28 protein-coding genes are annotated in these 24,806 nt (G+C 71.7%); 11 read left to right on the forward strand and 17 right to left on the reverse strand.

Features of this window, described 5'->3' with window-relative positions; translation table 11 throughout:
- Positions 1-8: 8 nt before the first annotated feature.
- Positions 9-1,037 carry an NAD-dependent epimerase/dehydratase family protein gene (locus tag VNM44_RS01610; protein WP_325621874.1) on the forward strand — a complete coding sequence of 343 codons (1,029 nt, stop codon included), beginning with the start codon at positions 9-11 and terminating at the stop codon, positions 1,035-1,037.
- A 15-nt stretch (positions 1,038-1,052) separates the two neighbouring features.
- On the opposite strand, the gene VNM44_RS01615 is transcribed toward VNM44_RS01610, so the two are convergent.
- From VNM44_RS01615 to greA, 3 genes are all read right to left on the reverse strand, one after another.
- Positions 1,053-1,820, reverse strand: a complete 768-nt coding sequence (locus VNM44_RS01615) for a hypothetical protein (protein ID WP_325621876.1) — start codon at positions 1,818-1,820, stop codon at positions 1,053-1,055.
- A gap of 58 nt (positions 1,821-1,878) precedes the next feature.
- Positions 1,879-3,264: a lysine--tRNA ligase gene (gene lysS, locus VNM44_RS01620; protein WP_325621877.1), complete on the reverse strand. Its 1,386-nt coding sequence runs from the start codon at positions 3,262-3,264 to the stop codon at positions 1,879-1,881.
- 154 nt (positions 3,265-3,418) lie between these two features.
- Positions 3,419-3,895: a transcription elongation factor GreA gene (gene greA / locus VNM44_RS01625; protein ID WP_349257995.1), complete on the reverse strand. Its 477-nt coding sequence runs from the start codon at positions 3,893-3,895 to the stop codon at positions 3,419-3,421.
- A gap of 139 nt (positions 3,896-4,034) precedes the next feature.
- Between greA and dusB the strand changes: the two genes are divergently transcribed.
- Complete coding sequence (gene dusB, locus VNM44_RS01630) at positions 4,035-5,090, forward strand: tRNA dihydrouridine synthase DusB (RefSeq protein WP_325621881.1); 1,056 nt, start codon at positions 4,035-4,037, stop codon at positions 5,088-5,090.
- Positions 5,091-5,135: 45 nt separating this feature from the next.
- On the opposite strand, the gene VNM44_RS01635 is transcribed toward dusB, so the two are convergent.
- From VNM44_RS01635 to folK, 4 genes are all read right to left on the reverse strand, one after another.
- Positions 5,136-5,765 (reverse strand): LysE family translocator, encoded by a 630-nt coding sequence (locus VNM44_RS01635; protein WP_325621883.1) that lies wholly within the window; start codon positions 5,763-5,765, stop codon positions 5,136-5,138.
- Positions 5,755-6,513: a type III pantothenate kinase gene (locus VNM44_RS01640; protein ID WP_325621885.1), complete on the reverse strand. Its 759-nt coding sequence runs from the start codon at positions 6,511-6,513 to the stop codon at positions 5,755-5,757. The genes VNM44_RS01635 and VNM44_RS01640 overlap by 11 nt, the downstream gene beginning before the upstream one ends.
- Before the next feature lie 280 nt (positions 6,514-6,793).
- On the reverse strand, positions 6,794-7,165 hold the full coding sequence (locus tag VNM44_RS01645; RefSeq protein WP_325621887.1) for a DUF2469 family protein: 372 nt from the start codon (positions 7,163-7,165) through the stop codon (positions 6,794-6,796).
- An 18-nt stretch (positions 7,166-7,183) separates the two neighbouring features.
- Complete coding sequence (gene folK / locus VNM44_RS01650) at positions 7,184-7,675, reverse strand: 2-amino-4-hydroxy-6-hydroxymethyldihydropteridine diphosphokinase (protein WP_325621890.1); 492 nt, start codon at positions 7,673-7,675, stop codon at positions 7,184-7,186.
- 88 nt (positions 7,676-7,763) lie between these two features.
- Between folK and VNM44_RS01655 the strand changes: the two genes are divergently transcribed.
- The gene (locus VNM44_RS01655; protein WP_325621892.1) at positions 7,764-9,371 is read left to right on the forward strand and encodes a S8 family peptidase; all 1,608 of its coding nucleotides are present in this window, start codon (positions 7,764-7,766) and stop codon (positions 9,369-9,371) included.
- Here VNM44_RS01655 and folB read toward each other — a convergent pair.
- Positions 9,358-9,720, reverse strand: coding sequence for a dihydroneopterin aldolase (gene folB, locus VNM44_RS01660; protein WP_325621894.1), 363 nt, complete (start codon positions 9,718-9,720; stop codon positions 9,358-9,360). The two genes, VNM44_RS01655 and folB, sit on opposite strands and share 14 nt — an antisense overlap.
- Positions 9,717-10,550 carry a dihydropteroate synthase gene (gene folP, locus VNM44_RS01665; protein WP_325621896.1) on the reverse strand — a complete coding sequence of 278 codons (834 nt, stop codon included), beginning with the start codon at positions 10,548-10,550 and terminating at the stop codon, positions 9,717-9,719. Before folP ends, folB begins: the two co-directional genes overlap by 4 nt.
- 5 nt (positions 10,551-10,555) lie before the next feature.
- On the opposite strand from folP, the gene VNM44_RS01670 reads away from it, so the two are divergent.
- The 5 genes from VNM44_RS01670 to VNM44_RS01690 all read left to right on the forward strand — a co-directional run bounded on the left by VNM44_RS01670 (position 10,556) and on the right by VNM44_RS01690 (position 14,834).
- On the forward strand, positions 10,556-11,467 hold the full coding sequence (locus VNM44_RS01670) for a DUF4129 domain-containing protein (protein ID WP_325621898.1): 912 nt from the start codon (positions 10,556-10,558) through the stop codon (positions 11,465-11,467).
- 133 nt (positions 11,468-11,600) lie between these two features.
- Positions 11,601-12,119, forward strand: a complete 519-nt coding sequence (locus VNM44_RS01675) for a hypothetical protein (RefSeq protein WP_325621900.1) — start codon at positions 11,601-11,603, stop codon at positions 12,117-12,119.
- The gene (locus tag VNM44_RS01680) at positions 12,110-13,066 is read left to right on the forward strand and encodes a MoxR family ATPase (protein WP_325621902.1); all 957 of its coding nucleotides are present in this window, start codon (positions 12,110-12,112) and stop codon (positions 13,064-13,066) included. Before VNM44_RS01675 ends, VNM44_RS01680 begins: the two co-directional genes overlap by 10 nt.
- A complete protein-coding gene (locus tag VNM44_RS01685; protein ID WP_325621904.1) occupies positions 13,063-14,334 on the forward strand; it encodes a DUF58 domain-containing protein in 1,272 nt (423 codons plus the stop codon). The genes VNM44_RS01680 and VNM44_RS01685 overlap by 4 nt, the downstream gene beginning before the upstream one ends.
- Before the next feature lie 17 nt (positions 14,335-14,351).
- Positions 14,352-14,834, forward strand: coding sequence for a hypothetical protein (locus VNM44_RS01690; protein ID WP_325621906.1), 483 nt, complete (start codon positions 14,352-14,354; stop codon positions 14,832-14,834).
- An 8-nt stretch (positions 14,835-14,842) separates the two neighbouring features.
- Here VNM44_RS01690 and ftsH read toward each other — a convergent pair whose 3' ends face one another.
- The 5 genes from ftsH to VNM44_RS01715 all read right to left on the reverse strand — a co-directional run bounded on the left by ftsH (position 14,843) and on the right by VNM44_RS01715 (position 19,833).
- Positions 14,843-16,789, reverse strand: a complete 1,947-nt coding sequence (gene ftsH, locus VNM44_RS01695) for an ATP-dependent zinc metalloprotease FtsH (RefSeq protein WP_325621908.1) — start codon at positions 16,787-16,789, stop codon at positions 14,843-14,845.
- A gap of 105 nt (positions 16,790-16,894) precedes the next feature.
- Positions 16,895-17,449, reverse strand: coding sequence for a hypoxanthine phosphoribosyltransferase (gene hpt, locus VNM44_RS01700; RefSeq protein ID WP_325621910.1), 555 nt, complete (start codon positions 17,447-17,449; stop codon positions 16,895-16,897).
- On the reverse strand, positions 17,446-18,432 hold the full coding sequence (gene tilS, locus VNM44_RS01705; RefSeq protein ID WP_325621912.1) for a tRNA lysidine(34) synthetase TilS: 987 nt from the start codon (positions 18,430-18,432) through the stop codon (positions 17,446-17,448). Before tilS ends, hpt begins: the two co-directional genes overlap by 4 nt.
- A 13-nt stretch (positions 18,433-18,445) precedes the next feature.
- Positions 18,446-19,048: a histidine phosphatase family protein gene (locus tag VNM44_RS01710; RefSeq protein WP_325621914.1), complete on the reverse strand. Its 603-nt coding sequence runs from the start codon at positions 19,046-19,048 to the stop codon at positions 18,446-18,448.
- On the reverse strand, positions 19,045-19,833 hold the full coding sequence (locus VNM44_RS01715; protein WP_325621916.1) for a GNAT family N-acetyltransferase: 789 nt from the start codon (positions 19,831-19,833) through the stop codon (positions 19,045-19,047). Before VNM44_RS01715 ends, VNM44_RS01710 begins: the two co-directional genes overlap by 4 nt.
- A gap of 42 nt (positions 19,834-19,875) precedes the next feature.
- Between VNM44_RS01715 and VNM44_RS01720 the strand changes: the two genes are divergently transcribed.
- Together VNM44_RS01720 and VNM44_RS01725 are read left to right on the forward strand one after the other, a co-directional pair.
- Positions 19,876-20,583, forward strand: a complete 708-nt coding sequence (locus tag VNM44_RS01720) for a DeoD-type purine-nucleoside phosphorylase (RefSeq protein WP_325621918.1) — start codon at positions 19,876-19,878, stop codon at positions 20,581-20,583.
- 18 nt (positions 20,584-20,601) lie between these two features.
- Entirely contained in the window at positions 20,602-21,540 is a 939-nt protein-coding gene (locus VNM44_RS01725) for a diacylglycerol kinase family protein (protein WP_325621920.1), read from the forward strand.
- On the opposite strand, the gene VNM44_RS01730 is transcribed toward VNM44_RS01725, so the two are convergent.
- A complete protein-coding gene (locus VNM44_RS01730; protein WP_325621922.1) occupies positions 21,510-21,779 on the reverse strand; it encodes a hypothetical protein in 270 nt (89 codons plus the stop codon). The genes VNM44_RS01725 and VNM44_RS01730 overlap by 31 nt on opposite strands.
- A gap of 9 nt (positions 21,780-21,788) precedes the next feature.
- Positions 21,789-22,529, reverse strand: a complete 741-nt coding sequence (locus tag VNM44_RS01735) for an NAD-dependent deacylase (RefSeq protein ID WP_325621923.1) — start codon at positions 22,527-22,529, stop codon at positions 21,789-21,791.
- 35 nt (positions 22,530-22,564) lie between these two features.
- On the opposite strand from VNM44_RS01735, the gene VNM44_RS01740 reads away from it, so the two are divergent.
- Positions 22,565-23,032: a thioesterase family protein gene (locus VNM44_RS01740; protein ID WP_325621925.1), complete on the forward strand. Its 468-nt coding sequence runs from the start codon at positions 22,565-22,567 to the stop codon at positions 23,030-23,032.
- On the opposite strand, the gene VNM44_RS01745 is transcribed toward VNM44_RS01740, so the two are convergent.
- Positions 22,959-24,770 (reverse strand): VanW family protein, encoded by a 1,812-nt coding sequence (locus tag VNM44_RS01745; RefSeq protein WP_325621927.1) that lies wholly within the window; start codon positions 24,768-24,770, stop codon positions 22,959-22,961. The genes VNM44_RS01740 and VNM44_RS01745 overlap by 74 nt on opposite strands.
- Positions 24,771-24,806: the final 36 nt, after the last annotated feature.

A 24,806-nucleotide genomic window follows, 5' to 3' on the forward strand; every position in this document is an offset into this window, starting at 1 on the left:
CCCGCCCGATGCGGGTCCTGATCACCGGCTCCTCGGGCCAGATCGGCACGAACCTCGCCCTGCGCCTGCGCGCCGGCGGACACGAGGTCTTCGGGATCGACAAGCGGCTGAACACCTGGACCGACGAGTTCCCCTATCTCCTGCAGGACCTCGCGGGCCATTACGCCCCGTTCCCGGGCGGCATCAACGGGGTCGAGTACCCCGAGGTCGACCTCGTCGTGCACCTCGCGGCGCACGCGAAGGTGCACCAGCTCGTCCGCGAGCCGCACCGCGCGCTCGAGAACGCGATGATGACCTTCAACGTCCTCGAGTACGCGCGGCAGGGGAACATCCCGATCGTCTTCTCCTCGAGCCGCGAGGTGTACGGCGACGTCCACCGCTTCGAGGGCTACAACGAGCAGGCCGCCGACTTCGCCTACACGGAGAGCACGTACTCCGCCTCGAAGATCGCGGGCGAGGCCTTCATCTACTCGTACGCGCGCTGCTACGGGCTCCCATACGTCGTCTTCCGGTTCTCCAACGTCTACGGCCGCTTCGACAACGACCTGCGGCGCATGGTGAGGGTGATCCCGCTCTTCATCCACTCCATGCTGCGCGGTGAGCCGATCACGATCTACGGCGGCCGGGACAAGACGCTCGACTTCACCTACGTCGACGACTGCGTCGACGGCATCTCCCGCGGCATCGAGGCGCTGCACGAGGGCCGCGTCGTCAACCAGACGATCAACCTCGCCTACGGCCAGGGGAACACGCTCGTGCACTGCGCCGAGCGCATCGCGGAGGAGCTCGGCGTCCAGCCGCAGATGACGCTCGCCCCATCGCTGCTCGGTGAGGTGACGCACTACGTCGCCGACCTCTCGAAGGCGCGCGAGCTCCTCGGCTACGACCCGGCGGTGCCGCTCGACGAGGGTATCGCGCGCGCCGTCGCCTGGTTCCGCGAGCATCGCGCGGCCCATCCCGACGAAGACACCGCCGTTCGCCCGGACCACGAGGGCGCGCTCGGGGCGAGCAGCGGCTGGAAGACGGCCGGCGGGTAGACGCGGCGGGCGAGCCTACGACGCGTTGAAGACCTGCGCTGCCGGAGGCGCGGCGATCGCCACCGGAACGTCGTACGCGAGGAACGTCAGGGTCTGGACCGTCGACGCGCGCGCACCCTGGAACGTCGTGGGCGTCACGGTGCGCAGCCGGCGGATCCTGCCGTCGGCGCCGACCCAGACGTCCTGCGTCACCCGGCCGAGACGGACGCCCGTGGCGCGCTCGACCGTATCGAGCTGCTTGCCGTAGGCGGGCACCGCGCGCGCCGCCCGGCGAAGATCGACCACCGCGCGATACCGCGTGGTCGGCCGGCCCGCGACCTGCTCCCGGGCCACCCTCTTCGTCGAGACGAGTCCGTGCGCAAGCGGCGCGAGCGTCTCCGCCTGGCCGATCAGCGAGCCGAAGTCGAGACCGACGCTGCCGCCCTGCGCCTGGAGATCGATGCGAAGCCAGGTCTTGCCCTGCGGCAGCGTCGAGAAGAGCGGTGAGCGCATGTACATGACGTAGGCGCCGTTCTCGACCACCCCGATCGCGTTCATGGGCACGCGCCGTCCCGCGACGGTCGTGCTGACGCTCAGCGTCACGTTCCTGCCGGAGGTCGCCCCGCTCCCGGAGAGCACCGTCTTTGCCTTCCCCGGGGCTGTCGTCGTCATCTGGAGCTGGAGCTTGGCGCTCTTTGCCGTGGAGCTGCGCTTCGCCGCGGACAGCACGGGGTTCGCCGCCTGGGCGGCAGCCGGGACGAGTAGCGCGGCGGTCAGAACCACGGCGAGAGCGAGGCGGCGCACCGCCGCATGGTAGTCGCGGCCGGAGGCCGCTGGCCCTGGCCGAAGGTCCAGGGTCGGCTCAGCGTCCCGGGTCGGCGGGCGCCTGTCGCAGCGCCGGGAAGAGCACGACGTCGCGGATCGACTCCTTGCCCGTGAGGAGCATCACGAAGCGGTCGATCCCGAATCCGAGCCCGCCGGTCGGAGGCATCCCGTACGAGAGCGCCTCGACGAAGTCGGGGTCCCCGCGCTCGCCCTCGACCTGCTCGGACTGCTGGTCGAACCGCGCCCGCTGCATCGCGGCCTCGTTGATCTCCGTGAACGCGTTGCCGAGCTCCATGCCGCCCGCGAAGTACTCGAACCGCTCCGTGAGCGTCGGGTCGTCGTCGGTCGGGCGCGCGAACGGCGAGAGCTCGACGGGGTAGTCGTGGACGATCGTCGGCTGGACCAATCCCGGCTCCACGTAGTGCGAGAAGGCGTGGTCGACGAGCTGCGTCCAGTCCTTGTCGGCATCCGTGTCGACACCGCGCTCGGTCAGCCACGCGCGCAGCTCGTCTGGATCGCGCGTCCAGAGCTCGTGCCGCTCGAGCGCCTCGACGAAGCGGATGCGCTCCCATGGGCCCGCGAGATCGAGCTCGTGACCGCGGAACGTGACGGCCGTCCTGCCGAGCACCTCGCGCGCGACGCGCTCGACGAGCTGCTCGATCCGCTCCATCGTGTCGCGGTAGTCGGCGTAGGCCTCGTACCACTCGAGCATCGTGAACTCGGGGTTGTGCTTGAACGAGACACCCTCGTTGCGGAAGTCCTTGCCGATCTCGTAGACCCGCTCGAGCCCGCCGACGATCAGCCGCTTGAGGTAGAGCTCGGTCGCGATGCGCAGGTAGAGGTCGGCGTCGAGCTCGTTGTGGTGGGTGACGAACGGCCGCGCGAACGCGCCGCCGTAGCGCGGCTGCAGGACGGGTGTCTCGACCTCGACGAAGCCCCACTCGTCGAGCGTGCGGCGGATCGCCGTCACGACTCTCGCGCGGATGACGAACGTCTCGCGGGTCTCTTCGTTCATCAGCAGATCGAGGTAGCGCTTGCGATAGCGCAGCTCGACGTCGGTGAGGCCGTGGAACGTGTCGGGGAGCGGCTGAGTGTTCCGCGCCAGCACCTCGACGCTCTCGGCGAGCACCGACGGCTCGCCCCGGCGCGATTTGGCCGGCCGCCCGACGACGCCGACCACGTCGCCGAGGTGGACGTCGACCTCGCCGGTGACTGCGACGTCGCAGATCACCTGGATGCGGCCCGAGCGGTCGACGAGGTCGAGGAAGACGAGCTTCCCCATCCCGCGCCGCGCCATCGCCCGCCCCGCGAGGCGGCGAGTCGCGTCGAGCTCGCCGCCGGATTCGAGCGGATCGGCCTCGGCGCGGACGGCGGCTATGTCGTCGCGGTCGGGGAAGCGCTTCGGTGCAGGCGGCGCGGGCACCGCCGGATCCTATGTCGCCGAATGGCTCTGCCACTCGGGGACGAGCCGGACCGCGGCAGCGCGGAGCCGGCGCTCGGCGTCGCGAATCGCGACGGCGAAGTCCTGCGAACGTAGATGCAGCGGCGTGGCTGACGCCATACCACGGCCCGCGGAGTCAGGCGGCCTTGATCTCCATGATCTTGAACTTCACCACGGAACCGCGCGGCGTCGTGACCTCGACGGTCTCGCCCTTCTTGTGGCCCATGATCGCCTTGCCGACGGGCGACTCGTTCGAGAGCTTCTGCTCGGCCGGGTTCGCCTCGGCGGAGCCGACGATGTGGTACTCGAGCGTCTCCTTCGCGTCGACGTCGCGCAGCCGGACGACCGAGCCCACGGACACGACGCTCGTGTCGACGTCGGCCGTGTCGATCACACGCGCGTGCGCGAGCCGCTCCTCGAGCTGGGCGATCTTGTGCTCGAGCATCGCCTGCTCGTTCTTCGCGTCGTCGTACTCGGCGTTCTCGGCGATGTCGCCGAACTCGCGCGCGGTGCGGATGCGCTCGGCGATCTCGCGGCGCCGGTCGGTGCGCAGGGTGTCGAGCTCGAGCTTGAGAGCGTCGTAGCCCCCGGGGGTGAGGATCACGTCCTTCAGGAGAACCTCCGAGTCGCCAGGAACGAGAACGAGGCGCCTACCGCGCCACGCGGACGCGCATGGTAGCGGCGACGTCGTCGGCTGGCAACCCCCGTTGCGAAAGAGCCCTCGGAAGGCCCACGACTACGATTCCGGGTCGATGGTCGACCTCCGCGAGCCCTGGTCGATCGGGCCGGTCGAGATCCCGACCCGGCTCGTCCTCGCGCCGATGGCGGGTGTCAGCGTGCAGGCGTTTCGCAGGCAGGGACGCCGCTTCGGCGCCGGGCTCGTCTGCTCGGAGATGGTCAGCTGCGCGGGAATCGAGCACCGCAACGAGCGGACACTCGGCTATCTGCGCGTCGCCTCCGACGAGCATCCGCTCGCGATCCAGCTCTTCGGCTCGGAGCCGCGCACCATGGCGGAGGCGGCCCGGATGGTCGAGGCCGCCGGCGCGGATCTCGTCGACCTCAACTTCGGCTGCCCGGTGCGGAAGGTGACGAAGACGGGTGCCGGAGCGACGCTCCTCGACGACCCGGACCGGGCGGCGGCGATCGTCTCCGCGATCGCCGACGCCGTCGACATTCCCGTGTCCGTCAAGCTGCGCCGCGGGTTGCGCGACGGCTCCCGCGACTGCCTCGTCGTCGGCCCGCGGCTCGTCGAGGCCGGAGCCGCGTCGCTGACGCTGCACCCGCGCTCGGCCCGGCAGATGTACACGGGCACGGCCGACCATGCGCTGACCGCCGAGCTCGTCTCGCTCGTCGACGTCCCGGTGATCGCGTCGGGCGACATCGTGAGCCGGGCGAAGGCGCAGGCCGTCCTCGCGACGACCGGCGCAGCGGCCGTGATGGTCGGCCGCGCGGCGCAGGGAAACCCGTGGGTGCTCGAGGAGATCGTCGACGGCGAGCCTCGCGAGCCTTCGCGCGAGGAGGTCGTCGCCGAGCTCGTGCTGTTCGTCCGCGAGACGGTCCGCGAGCTCGGCGAGCGCCGCGCGAGCGGGTTCCTGAAGAAGTTCTACGGCTGGTACCTCGGGCGCGGCCGCTTCCCGCGGCCGTTCAAGCAGGAGCTCGTCCAGCTCTCCTCGACCGAGGAGGTCGAGCGGCGTCTGATCGCAGCGGCACCCGGCGCCCTCGAGCTGATCGAGCGACTCGAGTCCGAGGTCCCCTCGGGCGACGAGGTGACGCTCGAGCTGCCGATCTCGATCTACGGCGGCGGTTAGACGGGCCGGGGCATGGCTGAAGCCACGCCCGTGGTGCCCAAGGCCTCAGTGTGAGCGGCCGGCCGTTGCCGCGAGGGCGCCGAGGCCGACGAAGATCGTCCCGGACACGTAGCGCTGGGCCCGCAGGAACGTGCGGCTGCTCCGGAGGACCGCGCCCGCGGTGCCCGCCACGAGCGCCCACGCAAGGTCGCTCGTCAGTGCGATCAGGACGAAGACCGCGCCGAGGAGAGCCAGCTGCCCCCGCGTCGACTCGTGGGGATCGACGAACTGCGGCAGGAACGCGAGGAAGAAGAGCGCCGTCTTCGGGTTGAGGATGTTCACGACGACCCCCTGCCGATAGGTTCGCGCCAGCGTCCGCTCCGCAGCACGCCCGCCGATCCTGTCGTCCGCGCTCAGGATCGTCCGGATCCCGAGCCACACCAGGTAGACGGCGCCGACGATCTTGACGGCGGTGAACGCTTCCGCCGAGGCGGCGAGCAGAGCCGAGAGCCCGACCACCGCGGCGAGCACGTGCACCAACCCGCCGCTCGCGATCCCGATCGCCGAGACCACGCCCGCCCGGCGCCCGCCGTGGATGCTCTGGGCCACGATGTACAGCACTGCCGGACCGGGAACCACGGCGAGCGCGAGCGACGCGAGCGCGAATACCGCAAGGGTGCCGGGATCAGGAATCACGGTTCAGCTCCCACACGAGCCGGAGGCCCTCCAGCGTGAGGAAGGGATCGACCCGCTCGATCACGGCGCTGTGGGGCGCGATGAGCTCGGCGAGGCCGCCGGTCGCGACGACGGTTGCATCCGGCGCCCTGAGCTCCTCGCGGATCCGGGCCACGATCCCGTCGACCTGACCCGCGAAGCCGTACACGAGGCCGCTCTGCAGTCCCCCGACGGTGGTCTTGCCGATCACGCTCTCGGGCGCCGCGAAGTCGACGTTGACGAGCCGCGCCGCCCGCGCGAACAGCGCCTCCATCGAGATCTCGATCCCGGGTGCGAGCACGCCGCCGACGTACTCGCCGTCCGCCGAGACGACGTCGAAGTTCGTTGACGTGCCGAAGTCGACGACGATCGCCGGCGCGCCGTAGCGTTCCCGTACGGCAACGGCGTTGACGATGCGGTCCGGGCCGACCTCGCGGGGGTCGTCGTAGCGGATGGGGATTCCCGTGCGCACCCCCGGGCCGACGACGAGCAGTGCTGCGTGGGCCCAGCGGTCGGCCAGCCGCTCCCATTCGCGCACGATGGTGGGGACGGTCGTCGAGAGGCAGATGCCGTCGACCGCATCCGGGTCGAGGAGCCCGCCGAGAAGCACCGCGAGCTCGTCGCCGGTCCGGCTCCGGTCCGTCGCGACGCGCCAGTGCTCGGCGAGGTCCCCATCCCGGTACAGGCCGAGGACGGTCTGCGTGTTGCCGACGTCGACTGCGAGCAGCACGAGCGCGAGGGTACAAGAGCAGGTCTCCGTCTGAAGTCGGACAAACGGGACGGCAGCCGGGATCTAGAAGCGCAGTTGCGACCGCGAAGCCGACGCACTTCAGGGATCTGCCCCGCCGCAGGCGGGGATCGAGCGGCGGGATTCCGCTCGGCGGAATCCCGCTTCGCGGGCAAGTTCAGAACTGCGGCGGCGAAGCCGACGCCTTCAGGGATCTGCCCCGCCGCAGGCGGGGATCGAGCGGCGGGATTCCGCTCGGCGGAATCCCGCTTCGCGGGCAAGTTCAGAACGAGTCGTCGTCGTCCGGGCGGCGGATGTCTCCGAGGCGCTCTGCCAGGGCCTCGGCGGTGAGACGCGGCTCGTCGCCCTCTCCGCGCAACTCCTCGACGGTCACGTCGCCGGACGTGTAGACCTCGGCGCGCGGGATGATCCGCGTCGGGCGGTTCTTGTCCCACACCCAGACATCCTCCATCTGGGCGTGGAAGAACGGGTAGCTCGCCTGCGGCACGACCTTGAGATCGAGCTTGTTGCAGAGGTAGGTCGCATCCTGCGTGAGGACGCAGTAGCGAAAGAGCGGGAAGACCGCCGTGTACTCGCGCTTGAGCTGGAGCTCGAGCTCCGCCTCGAACTCGTCGAGCTCGTCCAGGTGGCTCATGGCGTCAGTGTACGGGGTCTAGGGGTCTGTCCCCGAAGAGGACTGACCCCCGCGAGGCATCGGCCCCCGGAGCAACTCGCCCACGGTTCCCAGGCCCGGAACGACGGCGTCGGGTGCGAGCTCCGCGAGCGGCTCGAGCGCGAACCGGCGCTCGTGCAGCCGTGGGTGCGGGACGGTGAGGCCGGGCTCGTCCACCGCGAGGTCGTCATACAGCAACAGGTCGAGGTCGATCGTGCGCGGCCCCCACCGCTCGCCGCTTCGATCGCGGCCGAGCTCCCGCTCGACGCGGAGGAGGACGTCGAGCAACGTGCGGGGCGGCAGGTCGGTCTCCAACTCGACCGCCCCGTTCAGATAGGCCGGTTGCCTGACAGGCCCCCACGGCTCTGTCTCGCGCAGGCCCGAGACCGCCACGACCTGCAGGCCGTCCGCCTCGGAGAGGAGCTCGACCGCCCGCTCGATCGTTGCCTCCCGATCACCGAGGTTCGAGCCGAGCCCGACGTACGCGCGCACGGGGCGGACGCTACCGCGCTCTTGCGTCGACGGCCGATAACACGTGCTTAACCGGGACCACACGGGGTTCCAATCCGCCTCCGCGAAGATGGCGTACCCCCTCGTGCTCACTCCGGCTCGATCTCTGGCCGTCGCCGTGCTGGCGACCACTGCGCTCGTCGTGGCTCCGGCTGCGTCGCCCTCGCCCGCGACGGGCTCCGCGCAGGAACGCGCAACCGTCGTCCAGCTGACGGCGGCCGCCGCCTGCCGCGAGTCCGCGGCACTCGCCGCCGCGGGCGCGGAGCCGGTCGACGCACGGCTCCGCCTCTGGCGCCTGGCGCCGCAGGTCGCCGCGAACGTCGTCCCGGCACTTCGGGCCCGTGACGCGCTCGTCTTCGCGCAGCGCGAGCGGACGTACCGCGCAGCGGCGACGACCGACACCCCAGACCCCCTCCAGGGCGAGCAATGGTGGCTGTCGCAGATCGGCATCGACGGGCTCACGCCGCCGGGCCCGGGCGTCCCTATCACCATCGTCGACTCCGGCCTCGACGTCTCGCATCCCGAGTTCGCGGGGCGCCCGGACACGGAGACCTTGAATGCCCAGGAGCCGGCGGGCATCGGCGGGGAGCACGGAACGTCGGTGGCGTCCGTCATCGGCGCGCCCCAGAACGGCGTCGGTGTCGTGGGCATCTATCCCCGGGCAGTGCTTCGTTCGTGGGACGCGGCCAAGGGCGACGGCACCCAGCTCGAGTCGACCGAGATCGCCGGCGGCATCCTCGCCGCGGCCCGGGCGGGCAAGAGCGTGATCAATCTGAGCCTTGGCTCCGACGCCAGCGATCTCCCCATCCAGCTCGCGGTCGACGAGGCCGTCGCCTCGGGGTCACTCGTCGTCGCCGCCTCCGGGAACGACGGCGACCGCGGCAGCCCGCTCGGGTATCCGGCGGCCTACCCGCACGTGCTCACGGTGGCCGCGACCGACAAGACAGGCAACGTCGCCCCGTTCTCGAGCCGCTCCCGCTACGTCGATCTCGCCGCTCCCGGGACGGACATCGTCGTTGCGAGCGCGCTCGGCAAGAGCTGGCGGCCGGCTTCCGGGACGAGCTTCTCCTCACCGATGGTTGCTGCCGCCGCCGCGTGGGTCTGGACCGTACGACCGACCCTGACCGCCGGCCAGGTCGCCGAGATCATGCGGCGCTCCGCGCGCGATCTGCCGCCGACGGGACGGGATCTCGCCTCGGGCTTCGGGATGCTGAACGTAGCCGCGGCGCTGGCTCTGCCGACTCCGGTTGCCGACCCGTACGAGCCGAACGACGACATCGACCAGGTGAGCCCGTCCGGGGATCGCTACGTCGCCAGGGTGCAGCCGTTGACGACCACCTCGCGACGCACGACTCGTGTCGTCGGGCGCGTCGACGCCTACGAGGACCCCCGCGATGTCTACCGCGTCTGGCTGCCCGCCGGGCATCGGTTCGCCTCGACGCTGACCACGTCGTCGGACGGCGACCTCGCCCTCTACTCGAGCTCGGCGCCGAGCGTCGTCGGACGCTTCGCGACCACCGGCCGGCTCGCGGTCGCCTCGACCCGCGGGACGAACGAGCGCCTCGTCTACGCGAACGGCAAGCGCGGGCGCTGGGCATACATCGTCGTTCGGCTCCCCGGCGGGACGCTCGAGGCGACCTACCAGCTCCGCGTCTCGAGCGCCCTCACGAAGCGCTGATGCGCCGGACGGCGACCACCGCCGCATGCTCGACAGGACGTGCGAGCTCGACGTCGGGCTTGCGCACCCGCACCCGCACGGCGGCGACCGGAAACCGCTCGACCAGGGTGTCCGCAAGAGCCGCGGCGAACGCCTCGAGCAAGCGGTACGCCCGGCCGTCCGAGATTTCGACGACGGCCGCGACCACGTCCCGGTAGTCGATTGCGTCCTCGATCCGGTCGCTGGCCGCGGCCGTCGCGTCGGAGAGGTCGAGCTCGACGTCGACGAGAAACCGCTGGCCCTCGCGCCGCTCGTGCTCCAGCACGCCGTGGAAGGCGTGAAGCACGATCCCATGGAGCTCGATCGTCACGGAGTGACCGTACCCCGCTCCACCGCAGCCGCGACCGCGAGTGCCTCGACGTGCGAGCGCACGTCGTGCACGCGGAAGAGGCTCGCTCCGCGGTCGAAGGCGGCGACGGCCGCGCCGACCGACGCCGCGTCGGTCCCCAGCCGCGCCTCCGGTCCCTCGACCACCCGCGCCAGGGTCCATTTCCGCGAAAGCCCCACGAGTACGGGGCGGCCGATCGCGACGATGCGGTCGAGGCCGCGCACGAGCTCGAGGTTGTGGTCGGCCGTCTTCCCGAAGCCGAAGCCGGGATCGAGGCAGATCCGCTCCTCCGCGACGCCCGCTGCGAGGGCGACGGCGAGCCGCTCCTCGAGGAACGACGCGACCTCGGAGACGACGTCGCCGTAGTGCGGCGCCTCCTGCATCGTGCGAGGCTCTCCCTGCATGTGCATCAGGCAGAGACGCGCACCCGCCTCGGCGACGACCTCCGCGAGCTCGGGCTCGCGCCGCAGGGCCGTGACGTCGTTGACCATCGTCGCACCGAGCGCCAGCGCCCTCCGCGCCACACCGGCGCGGGAAGTGTCGATCGAGACGGGGCACCCCTCGAGGAGCTCGAGCACTGGAAGGATCCGCCGCAACTCCTCGTCCTGGGAGACGTCCGCCGCGCCCGGTCGGGTCGACTCGCCGCCGACGTCGACGATCGCCGCCCCGTCCTCCAGCATCCTTCGCGCGGTCGCCGCGGCGTCCGACGCCGAGGCGTACCTGCCGCCGTCGGAGAAGCTGTCGGGCGTGACGTTGACGATCCCCATCACGGCGGGACGCAGCCAATCGTCCGAGAGCGGCTCTCGTCTCATTGGCCATGGACGCTAACGCGCCGCGGGCAGGCGGGTCGGGCCGGCGGACGGCGGCGATCGGCGCTGCGGTCGTCGCGCTCGTCGGCATCGTCGCGATCGCATCGCGCGGCTCGCCCCCGGACGAGCGGATTGGGCAGCATCGGCCGTCGGAGGGCCTGGTCGACGCCGCCCTGAGCCTGTTCGTCGTCGGTCTCGGGGTCGCCGCCGTCTTCGTCGCGGTGCTCCTGTCGTTCTTCGGTCGCCAGCAGCCGGAAGGCGAGGCGCGAAAGCGCCGCGGCCCGCTGCGGTCGGTCCTGTCGTTCGTCGTCGCGATGGCGCTCCTCGCCGTCGTCGTCCGGGCCCTGACCTCGAGCCGCGGCCCCCGTCTGCAGCCGCTCCTCCCCGGGGGCGGCGGCCAGGGCGAGGCGGGCGCGGACGGCCAGGGAGCCCGCTACGAGCCGGAGTTCGTCCTCTGGCCGGTCCTCGTGGTCGGCGCCCTCGTCCTCCTCGCAGTCGTGGCTTGGTGGCTCGCCGCACGAGGTCGCAGGTCGGCGCGGGGGCCGGTCGCCGCCACTCCGCACGAGGCGCTCGCCGACGTGCTGGCGGCCACGCTCGACGACCTCCGCGCGGAGCGTGACCCGCGAAAAGCCGTGATCGGCGCATACGCGCAGATGGAGCGCGCGCTGGCGTCGTCCGGCCTGCCCCGCGCGCCGGCCGAGGCTCCCGAGGAGTACCTCGTACGAGCGCTCGAGGAGCTCGAGCTCTCGTCGCGCGCGGCTGGTCGCCTCACCGCGCTCTTCGCGTGGGCACGGTTCTCGGGGCACGATGTGCGCCCCGAGATGAAGGACGAGGCGATCGAGACGCTCGAGCAGGTGCGACGCGAGCTGGCGGCCATCGACGCTGCGCGCCGCGCAGAGCAGACGGGCGCCGCCGCGTGAGCGTCGCTCGTCTCCGACTCGCTCTGGTGGGGGAAACCATGCTTCCCCCACGAGCCCCCTTCTTCCCGAGAGCGTGGGGGACCTCCCGGTTCCGCACACCCCTCCCCGCTCATCGGCCGACTCGAGTCGCCCGATGAGCCGGCTCGACCGCACGATCGCCGTCGCAGTCTCGGCGAGCATCTGGGCGGGGATCGTGGTCGTCGCGGCGCCCGGAGCCGCCGGGCTCGTCGCCCACGTGTGGCTCGTCGTCGTCCTCGCGCTCGCCCTGGCCTACGCCCTCGACCGTCTCCGGCGCGCACTCCCTCGGCGGGCTTCCGCGTTCGACGTCGCGTTCGCGTCGCCCCGGCCGACGCATGCCCGCCCGGCGTCGCTGGCCCGCGTCGAGCGCGAGGTGACGCTTGCGACGGGCACCGCCTTCGACGTCCATTTCCGCCTCCGGCCGCTCGTCACCCCGCTCGCGTTGGGGCTGCTGCTCCGGCGTGGAGTCGACCCCGAACGCCGTCCGGACGAGGCGAAGGCGCTGCTCGGGCCGGATCTCTGGGAGCTCGTGCGGCCGGACCGACCGGCCCCCGACGACCGCACGGCGGCGGGCATCCCTCTGTCGGCCGTCGCCCGCATGGTCGACGATCTGGAGCGAGTCGCGTGGAGCTGACGCAGGTCGCAGGGCAGGCGAACGCCGTGCTGGACGAGGTCGAAAGGGCCGTCGTCGGAAAGCGCGACCGGCTCGAGCTCGTGCTGGCGGGAATCCTCTCCGACGGCCACGTCCTGCTCGAGGACGTCCCCGGCCTCGCGAAGACGCTCACGGCGCACTCGTTCGCCGAGGTGATGGGCCTCCGGTTCGCGCGCGTGCAGTTCACGCCCGACCTTCTGCCGTCCGACGTGACCGGCTCATCGATCTGGAACCAGCGCGACGCGGCCTTCGAGTTCCGCCCGGGGCCGGTGTTCGCGAACGTCTTGCTCGCGGATGAGATCAACCGTGCCCCGCCGAAGACACAGGCGGCGTTGCTGGAGGCGATGCAGGAACGGCAGGTCTCGATCGACGGCCGGACACATCCGCTCGAGCCGCCGTTCCTCGTTCTCGCGACGCAGAACCCGATCGAATACGAGGGGACCTACCCACTGCCCGAGGCGCAGCTCGACCGGTTCGTGCTGCGCACGGGCTTCGGATACCCCTCGGCGGATGCCGAGTGGGAGATGCTCGAACGGCGTCTCGACCGGCGCACCGACGGCGTGGAGCTCCGAGAGGTCGTCGATCGCGGGACGCTGCTCGAGATGCAGCGTGCGGTGGAGGACGTCCACGTCGACGAGAGCATCGGCAGGTACGTCGTCGACCTCGTCGCGGCGACACGGGAGAGCCCGAGCGTCTCCGTCGGCTCGAGCCCGCGCGGGTCGCTGGCGCTCGTCAAGCTCTCGCGCTGCCACGCGGCGCTCGCGGGACGTGACTTCGTGACACCCGACGACGTGAAGGCCGTGGCCATCCCTGCGCTTGCGCACCGGCTCGTGCTTCGTCCCGAGCTCTGGGTGCAGCGGCGAAGCGGCGAGGACGTCGTCCGCGAGGTGCTCGACGAGGTCCGGACGCCCCCGACCGAGACGACGTGACGCGCTCTGCGGACGCCCGCCTGGCCGCGTACGCGCTGCTCGCGGCGGCGGGGCTGGTCGCCGCGCTCGCGCTGCGCCGGACGGAGCTCGCGGCGGTCGCGGCGCCCTTCGCGCTCCTCGTCGCCCTGGGTGTCCGCTCGACGCCGCCCGCGCTCAAGGCGTGGGTCGACGTCGACCGAGACCGCGCCGTCGAAGGCGACGAGATCGCGGCGCGCGTCACGGTCCGCACGGAAGCCGCCGTCGACCGGCTCGAGATCGGGCTCGCCCTGCCCGAAGGCCTCGAGCTCGCCGACGGCGCAAACCCCGTCGCTCTCAGGCTCGCCGGTGACGAGGAGCGGGAGCTCGAGCTGCGCCTGCGCTGCGTGCGCTGGTCGGCGGTCGAGCTCGGCGAGGTCTGGTTGCGGGCAAGGGACCGGGTGGGCCTCGTCCGCCACGAGGGTCGCATCGACCGCAGGCGACCGCTGCGCGTCTACCCGACGCCGGAGCGTCTGCGGCGGCTGCTCGCGCCCGCCCATACCCAGGCGGCGACCGGTTCCGAAGTCGCCCGGGTGAGGGCCGAGGGGCTCGAGTTCGCGGACACGAGGCCCTTTGTGCCCGGCGACCTCGTCCGCTCGATCAACTGGCGCGCGACGGCGCGCCGCGGCAGCCTCGTCGTCAACGAGCGACACCCGGAGCGGAACGCCGACGTCGTGATCTTCCTCGACAGCCTCGCCGAAGCGCGGGCAGCCGCGCACGGCACGCTCGAGGAGGCGGTGCGGACCGCCGCGACGCTCGCCGGGCGGTTCCTCGAGCGCCGCGACCGCGTCGGCCTCGTCACATTCGGCGGCATCCTGCGCTGGCTCGAGCCGGGCGGCGGCCTCGTCCAGCGCTACCGGCTCGTCGACGCGCTGCTCGAGACGGGCGTCGAGTTCAGCTACGCCTGGAAGGACGTCAACGTGATCCCGGCGCGGACGCTGCCGCCTCGCGCGCTCGTGATCGCGGTCACGCCGCTCCTCGACGAGCGGTCGATCGCGGCGCTCTTCGATCTCCGGGGACGCGGACACGATCTCGTCGTCCTCGAGGTCTCACCCGAGCCGTACCTCGAGCCGGGCGAGGACCCGAGCGACAGCCTCGCGCTCCGCCTCTGGCGGCTCCAGCGCGCCGAGCTGCGCGCCGGGTTCGAGCGGCTCGGCGCAGCCGTGGCGACGCTCGATTCGGAGACGACGGTCGAGGAGGCACTCGAGGGGGTGAGGGCATACCGGCGTCACGCCCGCCTGGTGCAGCGCTAGCGGCGGCCGCAGCGGCCGTGGCCGTCTCGCTGGGCCTCGCCGCGTGGCTGGGCGCCGCCGCGAGCTCGGACGCGGCCGGGCCGGCTCTCGCGGCGGGCCTCCTCGGCGCCGCGGCGACTGCGGCCGCCTTCTTCCGGCCCGCGATGCTCACGGTGGCTTTGACGGCCTCTGCCGCGGCGTACGCCGTCCTCCTCACGATCGACGAACCGCCGCTCGACAGCCGTGCCGCGGGAGTGGCGGCGGCACTGGTCGTCGTGGGGGAGCTGAGTGGATGGGCGCGGGAGCTCGCGGGAACGACGGACGAGCCCGGAGGCGCCTGGCGCCGACCGGCATGGATCGCCGGCGCCGCGCTCGGCGCGCTCGCACTTGCCTGGACGGCGATCGCGGTCGCCGACCTCGCCCGCCTCGAGGGCCTCGCCGTCGAGGCCGTGGGCGCGCTCGCCGCGCTGGCCACTCTCGTCGTCGTGACCCGGCTCGCCGCGGGGCGCCGGGCCGCGTAGGCCGAGGGTCAGGACGCGGCGGGATCGGGCGGGGGCTGCATGGCGGCGCCCGGTAGCGGCCGCGGGGAGGGCTTGAGCTGCGGTTTCTTCTCCGGCTCGGGCTCGGGCTCCGTGGTCGGTGGCGGCGTCTCGTCGACGAACACCGTCTCCTCGGTCTCGCCCTGGAGCAGTCGCTCGAACTGCGTCTTGTCGATCGTCTCGCGCTCGATCAGGATCGCCGAGAGCTTGTGGAGCTCCTCCATGTGCTCGCGGAGCACGTTCGTCGCCTTGTCGTGCGCCTCCTCGATCACGCGGCGGATCTCGTCGTCGATCTCCTTGGCGATCTCCTCCGAGTAGTCCGGCTCGGCACCCATCTCTCGGCCGAGGAACGGCATGTCGTGGTTCCGGCCGAGGACGCGCGGGCCGAGCTTCTCGCTCATCCCGAAGCGCATGATCATCTGCTTCGCCGTCGACGTGATCCGCTCGATGTCGTTCGCGGCACCGGTCGTGACCTCGTTGAAGACGAGCTCTTCCGCAGCGCGGCCGCCGAGGGTCATCGCCATCTGGTCCATCAGCGTGCCCTTGGTCGTCAGGTAGCGGTCCTCGGCGGGCAGCGAGATCGTGTAGCCGAGCGCCTGGCCGCGCGAGACGATCGAGATCTTGTGCACCTCGTCCGTGCCCTCGAGGTAGTAACCGACGAGCGCGTGGCCCATCTCGTGGTAGGCGGTGATCTTCCGCTCCTTCTCGGAGAAGAGGCGCGACTTCTTCTCCGGGCCGGCGATCACCCGCATGATCCCTTCCTCGAGCTCCAGCTGGCCGATCGTCTTCTCACCGCGCCGGGCCGCGAGCAGCGCCGCCTCGTTGATCACGTTCGCCAGGTCGGCGCCGGTGAAGCCGGGTGTCGCCGCGGCGAGCACGTCGAGGTCGATCGCCTTGTCGAGCGGCTTGCCCTTCGCGTGCACCTCGAGAATCTGCTGGCGGCCCTTGCGGTCGGGCCGGTCGACGACGATCTGCCGGTCGAAGCGGCCGGGCCGCAGCAGCGCCGGGTCGAGGATGTCGGGCCGGTTCGTGGCCGCGATCAGGATGATGTTGTCCTTCAGCTCGAACCCGTCCATCTCGACGAGGAGCTGGTTCAAGGTCTGCTCGCGCTCGTCGTGCCCGCCGCCGAGGCCCGCACCGCGATGGCGGCCGACCGCGTCGATCTCGTCGATGAAGATGATGCAGGGGCTCGCCTGCTTCGCCTGCTCGAACAGGTCGCGGACGCGCGACGCGCCGACACCCACGAACATCTCGACGAAGTCGGAGCCCGAGATGGAGAAGAACGGCACGCCGGCCTCGCCCGCGGTGGCGCGCGCGAGGAGCGTCTTACCGGTGCCGGGCGGCCCGTAGAGCAGGACACCCTTCGGGATCCGCGCGCCGAGGGCCTGGAACTTCTTCGGGTTCTCGAGGAACTCCTTGATCTCCTGGAGCTCCTCGACCGCCTCGTCCGCGCCCGCGACGTCCTTGTAGGTCACCTTCGGCGAGTCGGGCGACATGCGCTTGGCGCGGCTCTTGCCGAAGCTCATCACCTTCGAGCCGCCGCCCTGCATCTGGTTCATGAGGAAGATCCAGAACCCGATCAGGAGGAGGAAGGGCAGGAAGCCGGTGAGGAGCGCCCACCAGGCGCTCGTCCCGATCCCCTTCGAGTCGAACCTGACGTTGTTTTCCTGGAGCACCTTCTGGTAGGCGGCCTGCGACTGCGGCGAGGGGTAGTTGACCTTCACCTTCTGGCCGGAATCGAGCACCGCCGTGATCGACTGACGGTTCGGCGAGAACGTCACCTCGCTGACGTTGCCGTTCTTCGTCTCGTCGATCAGCTGCGAGTACGTCAGCTTCTCGCCGCTGTCGCGTCGCGGCATCAGTGTCTGGCTCGCCAGGTAGACGAGCAGCACGATCACGACGAGTGGGAAGAGCGCGCTGCGGAAGAAGCGATTCACCTAGTCGGAGGGTAGCAGCGTGCCTCTGGACTTCCAGAGCGCGGCGCGGAGTCCTAACGTCCGGTCAATCTTCTCGGTAGAACGGAAAACCCCTGCTCGTACGGGCTACAGGCCGTTCGGGACGAGGTCGGGGTGCAACACCCCGATGTAGGGGAGATTGCGGTAGCGCTCTGCGAAGTCCAGTCCGTAGCCGATCACGAAGCGGTTCGGGATCTCGAATCCCACGTACCGAACCGGGACCTCGACCTCGCGGCGCTCCGGCTTCGTCAGGAGCGCGCAGATCTCGAGCGAGGCGGGCTTGCGCGCGCCGAGCGTCCGCCGCAGGTACGACAGGGTGAGCCCGGAGTCGATGATGTCCTCGACGACGAGCACATCGCGCCCCGAGATGTTGATCTCGAGGTCCTTCAGGATCCGCACGACCCCCGAGGAATCGGTACCCGCTCCGTAGCTCGAGATCGCCATGAAGTCGATCTCGCACGGCACCGTCAGCTCGCGCATCAGGTCGGAGATGAAGAAGATCGCGCCCTTGAGGACACCCACGAGGAGCAGGTCGCGCCCCTCGTAGTCGACCGAGATCTCGGCCCCGAGCTCCTCGACCCGCGTCCGAAGCGTGTCCTGGTCGATCAGGACCTCGCCGACGTCGGCATGGACCGACGTCATGCGGGCTCTCTCCGGACGCGCACCGTGCCCTCCCAGCCGGGCGCCGTCTCGAGGCCGGGCACCGCGACGACGGCTCCGTCCTCGGTCGCGACGAGCGGCCACGCGTCGCGCTCGCGCCTCGGCACCTTCGCGTCCACGAGCACATCCTGCACCTTCCGCGAGCGGCCCGCGAGACGATCCCCCGGCCGGCGCGAGCGGACGACGAGGCCCGGCGCGTCGCTCTCGATCGTCCACGGCCCCCACTCGACGGCGCCCTCGAGACGCAGCTCCCCGTACGTCCGGACGGCGCGGACTCCCCCGCCGAGGTCGGCGCTCCGCGTGCCCTCGACCGAGGACAGGAGCTCGACGAGCGATCGCTCGAGCGCGCGAGGCAGCCGAGGCCGCTCCTCCGCGAGCGCGAGCAGGTTCGCGCGCGCCCTGGGATCGAGCTCCTCGAGGAGGGGCAACAGCCGCTCGCGGATCAGCCCCCGCTTCGTTTCGCGGTTCGTCGCATCGATGCGCCAGGCGAGGCCGCGGGAGCGGCAGTACGCCTCCGTCTCCTCGCGCCACAGCGGCAGGAGGGGCCTCACGATGCCGTCGGCGCGCCGCGGCCGGATGCCGCGCATCGAGCCGCTCGAGACGACGCGGTAGAGGAGTGTCTCGACCTGGTCGGACGCCGTGTGACCGGTGGCGCGAAGCCCTCGACCCTCCGTCGCGGCGTAGCGCGCCTCGCGCAGGCTCGCCTCGGTCGCGCGGCCGGGCACGTCCACGCGAATCACATCGGCGCCGAACGCCGCGACGCAGTGCTCGGCGTCGGCGTCGGCCTCGGGGCCCCGCAGGCCGTGGTGGACGTGAACCGCCCGCACGCGGTAGCCGAGCTCGCCGAGCGCGTCCCAGAGGCAGGTCGAGTCGGCGCCGCCCGAAACGAGGCACGTCAGCTCCCCACCCGGTGCGATCAGATCCCATGACCGGATGTGCGCCTCGACCCGCTCGAGCACGTCCATGCTCGAAGTCTGCCTAGACGGCCTCGCGGAAGCGGGGCGCAGCGGCCCATGCATGCAGCGTCTCGGCCGCGCGCCGGACCGCGGCGGCGTCGAGCTCGAATGGCGTCGCGTGCGGGATCCGGCCGATCTGCGCGGCGGGGAACGTCCCCTCCGAGCCGTCGAGCACGTAGCGGATGGGAAGTGCGTGCGAGACGGCGACCACGACCTCCTCCGGGCGCTCGAGGAGCTCGTCCAGCGCGCCCGCGAACCGTTCCGCTGCCTGCGCCCGGCTCTCGCCCCCGCCCGGGCAGGGTGCGTCCGCCTCGTGCGTCCAGGCCCAGGAGCGATACGCCTCGAGCGGCCCTCCTTCATAGGCGCCGAAGTCGATCTCGTCGAGCCCCGAGACGACGAGCCGGGGCACGTGGCGCTCGCCCAGGCCGATCGCGAGCGTCTCCTGGGTCCTGGCGAGCCGCGTGGCCACGCCGAGGTCGATCTCCACGCCGGCGAGCGCCTCGCTGAGCCCCGTCGCCTCCTCCACCCCGAGCTGCGAGAGGCCGGCCCCGGGCGGCCGCGAGCTCACGACGTCGTCCACGTTGGAGCGTGCGTGCCCGTGGCGCACGAGCAGCAGCGTTCTCAAAACAACACGCTGCGGTAGTCGAGCACGTGTTCCATCCCCACCGTCTCGTACAGGCGGATCGCCGGCGTGTTCTCGGCCCGGACGAAGAGGCAGACGGCCGGCACCTCGGCGAGCAGCAGGCGGATCAGGTCCCGAAGCGCGCGCTCGGCGTAACCGCGCCGCCGCACGGGAGGGTCGACCCAGACCTGCTGGAGCTGGACGGCGCTCGGCGTCCACGCGGATGCCTCGGCCTTGAAGCGGATGGCGCCGTCCTCGAGCCAGACCCAGGAGCGGCCCTCCTCGACCTGCACCCTCGTCCGCCAGCGAAACCCGTTCGGGTCGCGCCGTAACGGGTCGACCCCGAGCTCCTCGAAGTGCGCCTGCGCACATGCGGGCACGAGGACGTCGACGTCCGCGCGCGTCGCCGGTCGCAGCCCCGTGTCGCCCGGCTCCGGCGGCGCCGTCGAGACGTACACGGGCTGCCCGACCCTGTCCTCGCGCGGCTTCCCGAGCCTTCGCCGAGCCTCGTCCCACAGGGCGCTGACCGCCTGCTGTTCTCCGATCAGCATGCGCGGCGCCGCCCGCGCCGCGGCCTCCGCGAACGCGCCGCACCCCGTCCCGGAAGGGACGACGTTGGTTCCGAGGTGGCACAGGGCGAGAAGGCTTCCGTCCTCGATGCCCTCGAGCGCCGTGAAGCGCCCGCTCTCGCGCCGGGCCACGTCCTCGAGGAACACACGCTCGACGGGATCCTCGGCGCAGTAGGCGAGAATCTGGCCCCTGGAGGGCTCGACGAGCGCCGGTCGCATGGCAGCGACACTCTAGGCGGGAAGGCCGTAGGCTTCCCCGCCATGCCGATCCACGTACGCGCGAACGAGGGCGACTACGCCGAGGCTTGCCTCCTGCCCGGCGACCCGTTGCGGGCGAAGTACATCGCCGAGACCTTCATGGAGGACGTCGTCCAGCGGAACTCCGAGCGCGGGATGCTCGGCTATACGGGCACCTTCGAGGGCAAGCCCGTCTCCGTCCAGTCGAGCGGCATGGGCTGCCCGTCGGCGGCGATCGTGATCGAGGAGCTCGTCCAGCTCGGGGTGAAGAAGCTCATGCGGGTCGGGACCTGCGGCGGCCTCCAGCCCGACCTCTCGATGGGCGACCTCATCATTGCCCTCTCGGCGACCCCGGCGGACTCGACCGCGACGCATTACGTCCTCGGAGAGCCGCACGCCCCGACCGCCGACTTCGGCCTCGTCCACGAGGCGGTGCACCAGGCGAAGCACCTCGGCAAGCCGGTCCGCGTGGGGCCGATCGTGTCGAGCGACATCTTCTACCAGCCCGACTCGGGACTCGCCGGCCGCTGGTCGGAGCGGGGCATCCTCGCGGTGGAGATGGAGGCGGCGATCCTCTTCACGCTCGGCGCCCTCCGGAAGATCCAGGCCGGCTGCATGCTGATCGTCTCCGACGTCGTCGTCGAGGGCGAGTTCGTCCGCATCACGGACGAGGAGATGCGCGCGGCGGTCGACCAGATGACCGAGCTCGCCCTGCACGTCGTGACCGCGTAGCAGGCGACCCGGCGCCGCGTGAAGACCGTCTTCCTCGTCAACCCCGCCTCGGCCAATGGCTCCACAGGGAGACGCTGGCCGGAGCTGGCGCGCCGGGCGGCGGCGGGCGGGCTCGAGGGCGACACGCTCTTCAGCGAGCGGCCCGGCCACCTCGCCGAGCTCGCGCGCGAGGCGGCGCTCGGAGGAGCCGAGCTCCTCGTCGTCGTCGGCGGGGACGGGTCGGTCAACGAGGTCGCGAACGGGCTCGTCGGGCTCGGCGGGCAGCCCGAGGTCGCGCTCGTGCCGCGCGGCACCGGGTGGGACTTCTCGCGCACGTTCGGGATCCCCCGCAAGATCGACGAGGCGGTGCGCGTGGCGCTCGAGGGGGACGTCCGCAGCATCGACCTCGGACGGGCCTCGTACCGCGCGTGGGACGGCTCCGACGCGACGACGGCGTTCGCCAACGTCGCAAGCACAGGCATGAGCGGGGCAATCGCGAAGCGTGCGAACGAGACGACGAAGGCGCTCGGCGGGAAGCTCTCCTACCTCTGGGCGACGTTCGCTGTCTTCTCGGGCTGGCAGGCGAGCGAGGTCCAGCTGACGGTCGGCGGCGAGCAGCGGGCCGCGAAGATGTTCGACGTCGTGGTCGCGAACGGTCGTTTCTTCGGCGGCGGCCTCCAGATCTGCCCGGACGCCGAGGCCGACGACGGGCTCTTCGACGTCCTCACGATCGGGGACATCACGAAGCGCGACCTCGTGCTGACGATGCCGAAGATCTACCGGGGGACGCACCTGCCGCATCCGAAGGCGGAGCTCCTGCGCGGTGCGACGGTGACGATCTCGAGCGACGCACCGCTCCCCGTGGAGCTCGACGGCGAGCAGCCCGGAACGACACCGGTACGACTCGAGATCATGCCGCGCGCGCTACGCCTTCGTGTCCCGCGCGGTCAGGGAGACGCCTTGCGCGTCGGCGACTGACTCGACGCCGGCTTCTGCGCCCGCCGCAGCGACGCGACCTCCTTCTCGAGCTTCGTCACCCGCTGCTCGAGCGCGTCGATCCCGCGGATCCGCTTCGAGAGCTCGTCCACGCGGTTACGGAGGTCGTTGAACGCCTGCAGGGTACGGGAGCCGCCCGGCAGGTCGGTGAGCTTCTGCAGGGCCTCCTCGCCCTTCGCCGAGAGCCGCCCGATCACGTCGTCGGTCTTCGTCGTCGCCATGGCGACAGTCTATGCCAGCGCGCCGGCCACCGCCGCGAGCGTCGGGCCGGACCCGTCGCGGACGATGATCGCGGCGTGGGCGTCGTACGGCGTCTCGTCGAGGTTCACGATCGCCATCGCCCCACCCGCCGAGAGGGTCTCGTTCGGCAGGCCGGCGACCGGCCAGACCTGGAGCGACGAGCCCACGACGAGCAGGAGCGGGGCCTCGCGGCAGAGGAGCTCCGCCCGCAGCATCGCATCGGGTGGCAGGAGCTCGCCGAACATCACCACGCCGGGCTTGAGGATCGAGCCGCAGGCGGCGCAGACCGGCGCCTCGCGCAGCTCGAGCTGAGCGAGGACCGGCGCGAGCGCCTCTTCGCCGCCGCAGGCGAGACAGGTGAAGCGCGCGATCGAGCCGTGCACCTCCGTCACGTCGACGCTGCCTGCCCGCGTATGGAGCAGGTCGATGTTCTGGGTCACGACGCCGCGCACGTGGCCGGAACGCTCGAGCGCGGCGAGGGCGACGTGCCCTGCGTTCGGCTCCGCTGCGAGGAGGCCGGCGATCCGGGGGCCGTACCAGCGCCAGACGCGGAGCGGATCCCGGCGAAACGCGTCGATCGACGCGACCTCGAACGGGTCGACCTCCGCCCACAGACCGGAGGAGGAGCGGAAATCGGGGACCCCGCTCTCCGTCGACATGCCCGCGCCGGTGAGCACGACCGCAGGACCGCGGTCGCGGATCAGCGCCGCGAGATCGGCCGCGGTCCCCATGCACCGCATCGTACGGCCCGATATATCTCGGTCCGATGGACGGCTACCCGTTCACCCACCAGGTGCGCGTCCGCTTCGCGGAGACGGACGCGCAGGGGATCGCGCACCACGCGTCGTTCGTCGTCTGGCTCGAGGTGGCCCGCGTCGCGTATCTCGCCGCGTTCGCCGGCGGCTACCGTGCGATCCGCGAGCGCGGGATCGAGGCACTGACGACCGGCGTCCACCTCGAGTACGAGCGCGCCGCCGTCTTCGACGACGTCCTCGACATCGGGGTGCGCTGCGCCGACCTGCGCGGAGCGCGCTTCCGCTTCGACTACCAGGTCGATCGCGACGGCGTCCGCGTCGCGCACGGGTGGACCGCCCATGCGACGGTCGACGCGGCGACGCGCCGGCCGACGCGGGTCCCGGAGTGGTTCGTCGCGGACGTCCTCAGGGCCGAGCGGTCGTCGACGTCGCCGGCGGAAGCGCCGGCTCCTTCGTCGTCGGGGTCGCCGCGGCCTTGACGTCCGGCTTCGCGGGCTTCGAGGGCTCGGGCTTCGGCCGGGGCTTCGTGCCGAGACGGACGACGGTCGGCTCGCCGACGTAGTACGAGCGCCACGTCGTGTTGTAGAGCAAGCTGCCGTCGGGGTTGTAGACGCGCCTCGTCACGCTCGTCGAGCGCGGCGGCGAGCCCCATTGCTCGACGACCTTCTGGCCTTTGAACATCGTGTCGTCGTCGATCCGCTTCCACGGCACCTTCCCGTCGACCTCGAGCGGTGCGGTCTCCGTCTCGACGCGGCGATCCGGCGAGGTGCCGTAGAGGTTGACGGTGAGCGAGCCCGGGCTCACGAATGTGCGCAGCAGGAGCCAGTGGTCGGTGTCGTTGCGGAAGACGAGGTCCAAGTCCGGGTAGTTCACGGTCGCATCGCGACCGATCGGGTAGTGGCTGATGTAGAGCGCGTGGTTCGTTCGCTTCTCGATCGAGAGCCCGGCCTCGAAGGCGGCGTTGAACACGGTGGTCGAGACCTGGCAGACGCCGCCACCGATCCCGCTCTCGAGCTCGCCGTTGATGATCACCGGCGCCTCCTCGAAGCCTTTGGCCGCGTTTCGCTCCCCGGTCGTCTGGTTGAAGGAGAAGCGCGCGCCCGGTGCGACGAGTGCGCCGTCGATCAGCTCCGCGACCAGCTGGACGTTGTGAAGGCGGCCCGGCGTGCCACCGTAGGTCGTCGTGTACGAGCCGACCACCTCCTCGATCCCCATCGCCCGAGCGACCTCGGTGGTTCGTGCAGCGCGCGTCGTGCTGGTCGCGACCGTCGCGGCGCGGCCCGAGCTCGAGAACACCGCCTTCTGAAGCGCCTTCCGCGCCGCGTCGAGATCGAGCGTCCGGCCGGGGTGCGACGGCACGAGCTCGATTCCCCCGGAGACGACGCGGAACGTCGCGTCGCGCGGGTCCCGGTCGACGGAGCGCGCGAGCGACGCGAGCCAGCGCTGGGCAGACGGTCCGGCGACCGAGACGCCGGTGGCGCCGCCGTTCGGCAGGTCGAGGAGCTGCGCGATGCGCCAGCGGGGCAACCGGAACCGGGTCGGGCCGACCGTCAGCGTCACCGGCCCGGATACCGCGGTCTGCGCCGCGGTCGCTGCGTCGGCGAGGTCGTCCACGACGACGCGGGGCTCCGCTCGCGCGACCGGTAGGCGCACGGGACCGTCTCGCTCGAGCGACGCGAGCGCGTTCACGATCGTCGCGGAGGCGAGGCTGCGGTCGAGCCGCACGCCCGCGCGGGCCGGCGATGTGACGAACGAGAGGCCGCGCCGCTCGAGCGAGGCGTCGACGGCCGGCCGGTCGACCGCGGCGGCGATCCGGCCGACGGTGTAGCGCAGGACGGACGGGAAGACGGCGACGTGAGGCTCCACCTCCGCGCCGAAGATCCGCGCTCGCACGCGCCTCAGGCCACGGACGGGCGCGAACCCGTCCGTCGACTCGGCTGCTTGCCTCACGGCCGCCGCCCAGTCGGGCCGCACACCGAGCTGTGACGCGCGCAGCGTGAACGTCCTGCCCCCGGCGACGAACTCGATCGGCTCGTGCTCGAGCGCGTCGGAGCGCCGCTCGAGCGCAACGGTGGCGGCGCTGACGGAAAGGCCCCCGACGTCGAGCCCGGCGACCGTCGTGCCCGCCGGGAGCCGCGTGGGAGAGCCCGCGAAGAGCGTCGCCGCCCCGCCTGCGACCAGCACGAAGACACCGACCGCGAGGACGGCCCTGCGCACCGCGCTGCGGGAAGAGCGTCGCCGGCGCGCCACTCC

Source organism: Gaiella sp., assembly GCF_035558935.1.
Taxonomy (GTDB): Bacteria; Actinomycetota; Thermoleophilia; order Gaiellales; family Gaiellaceae; genus Gaiella.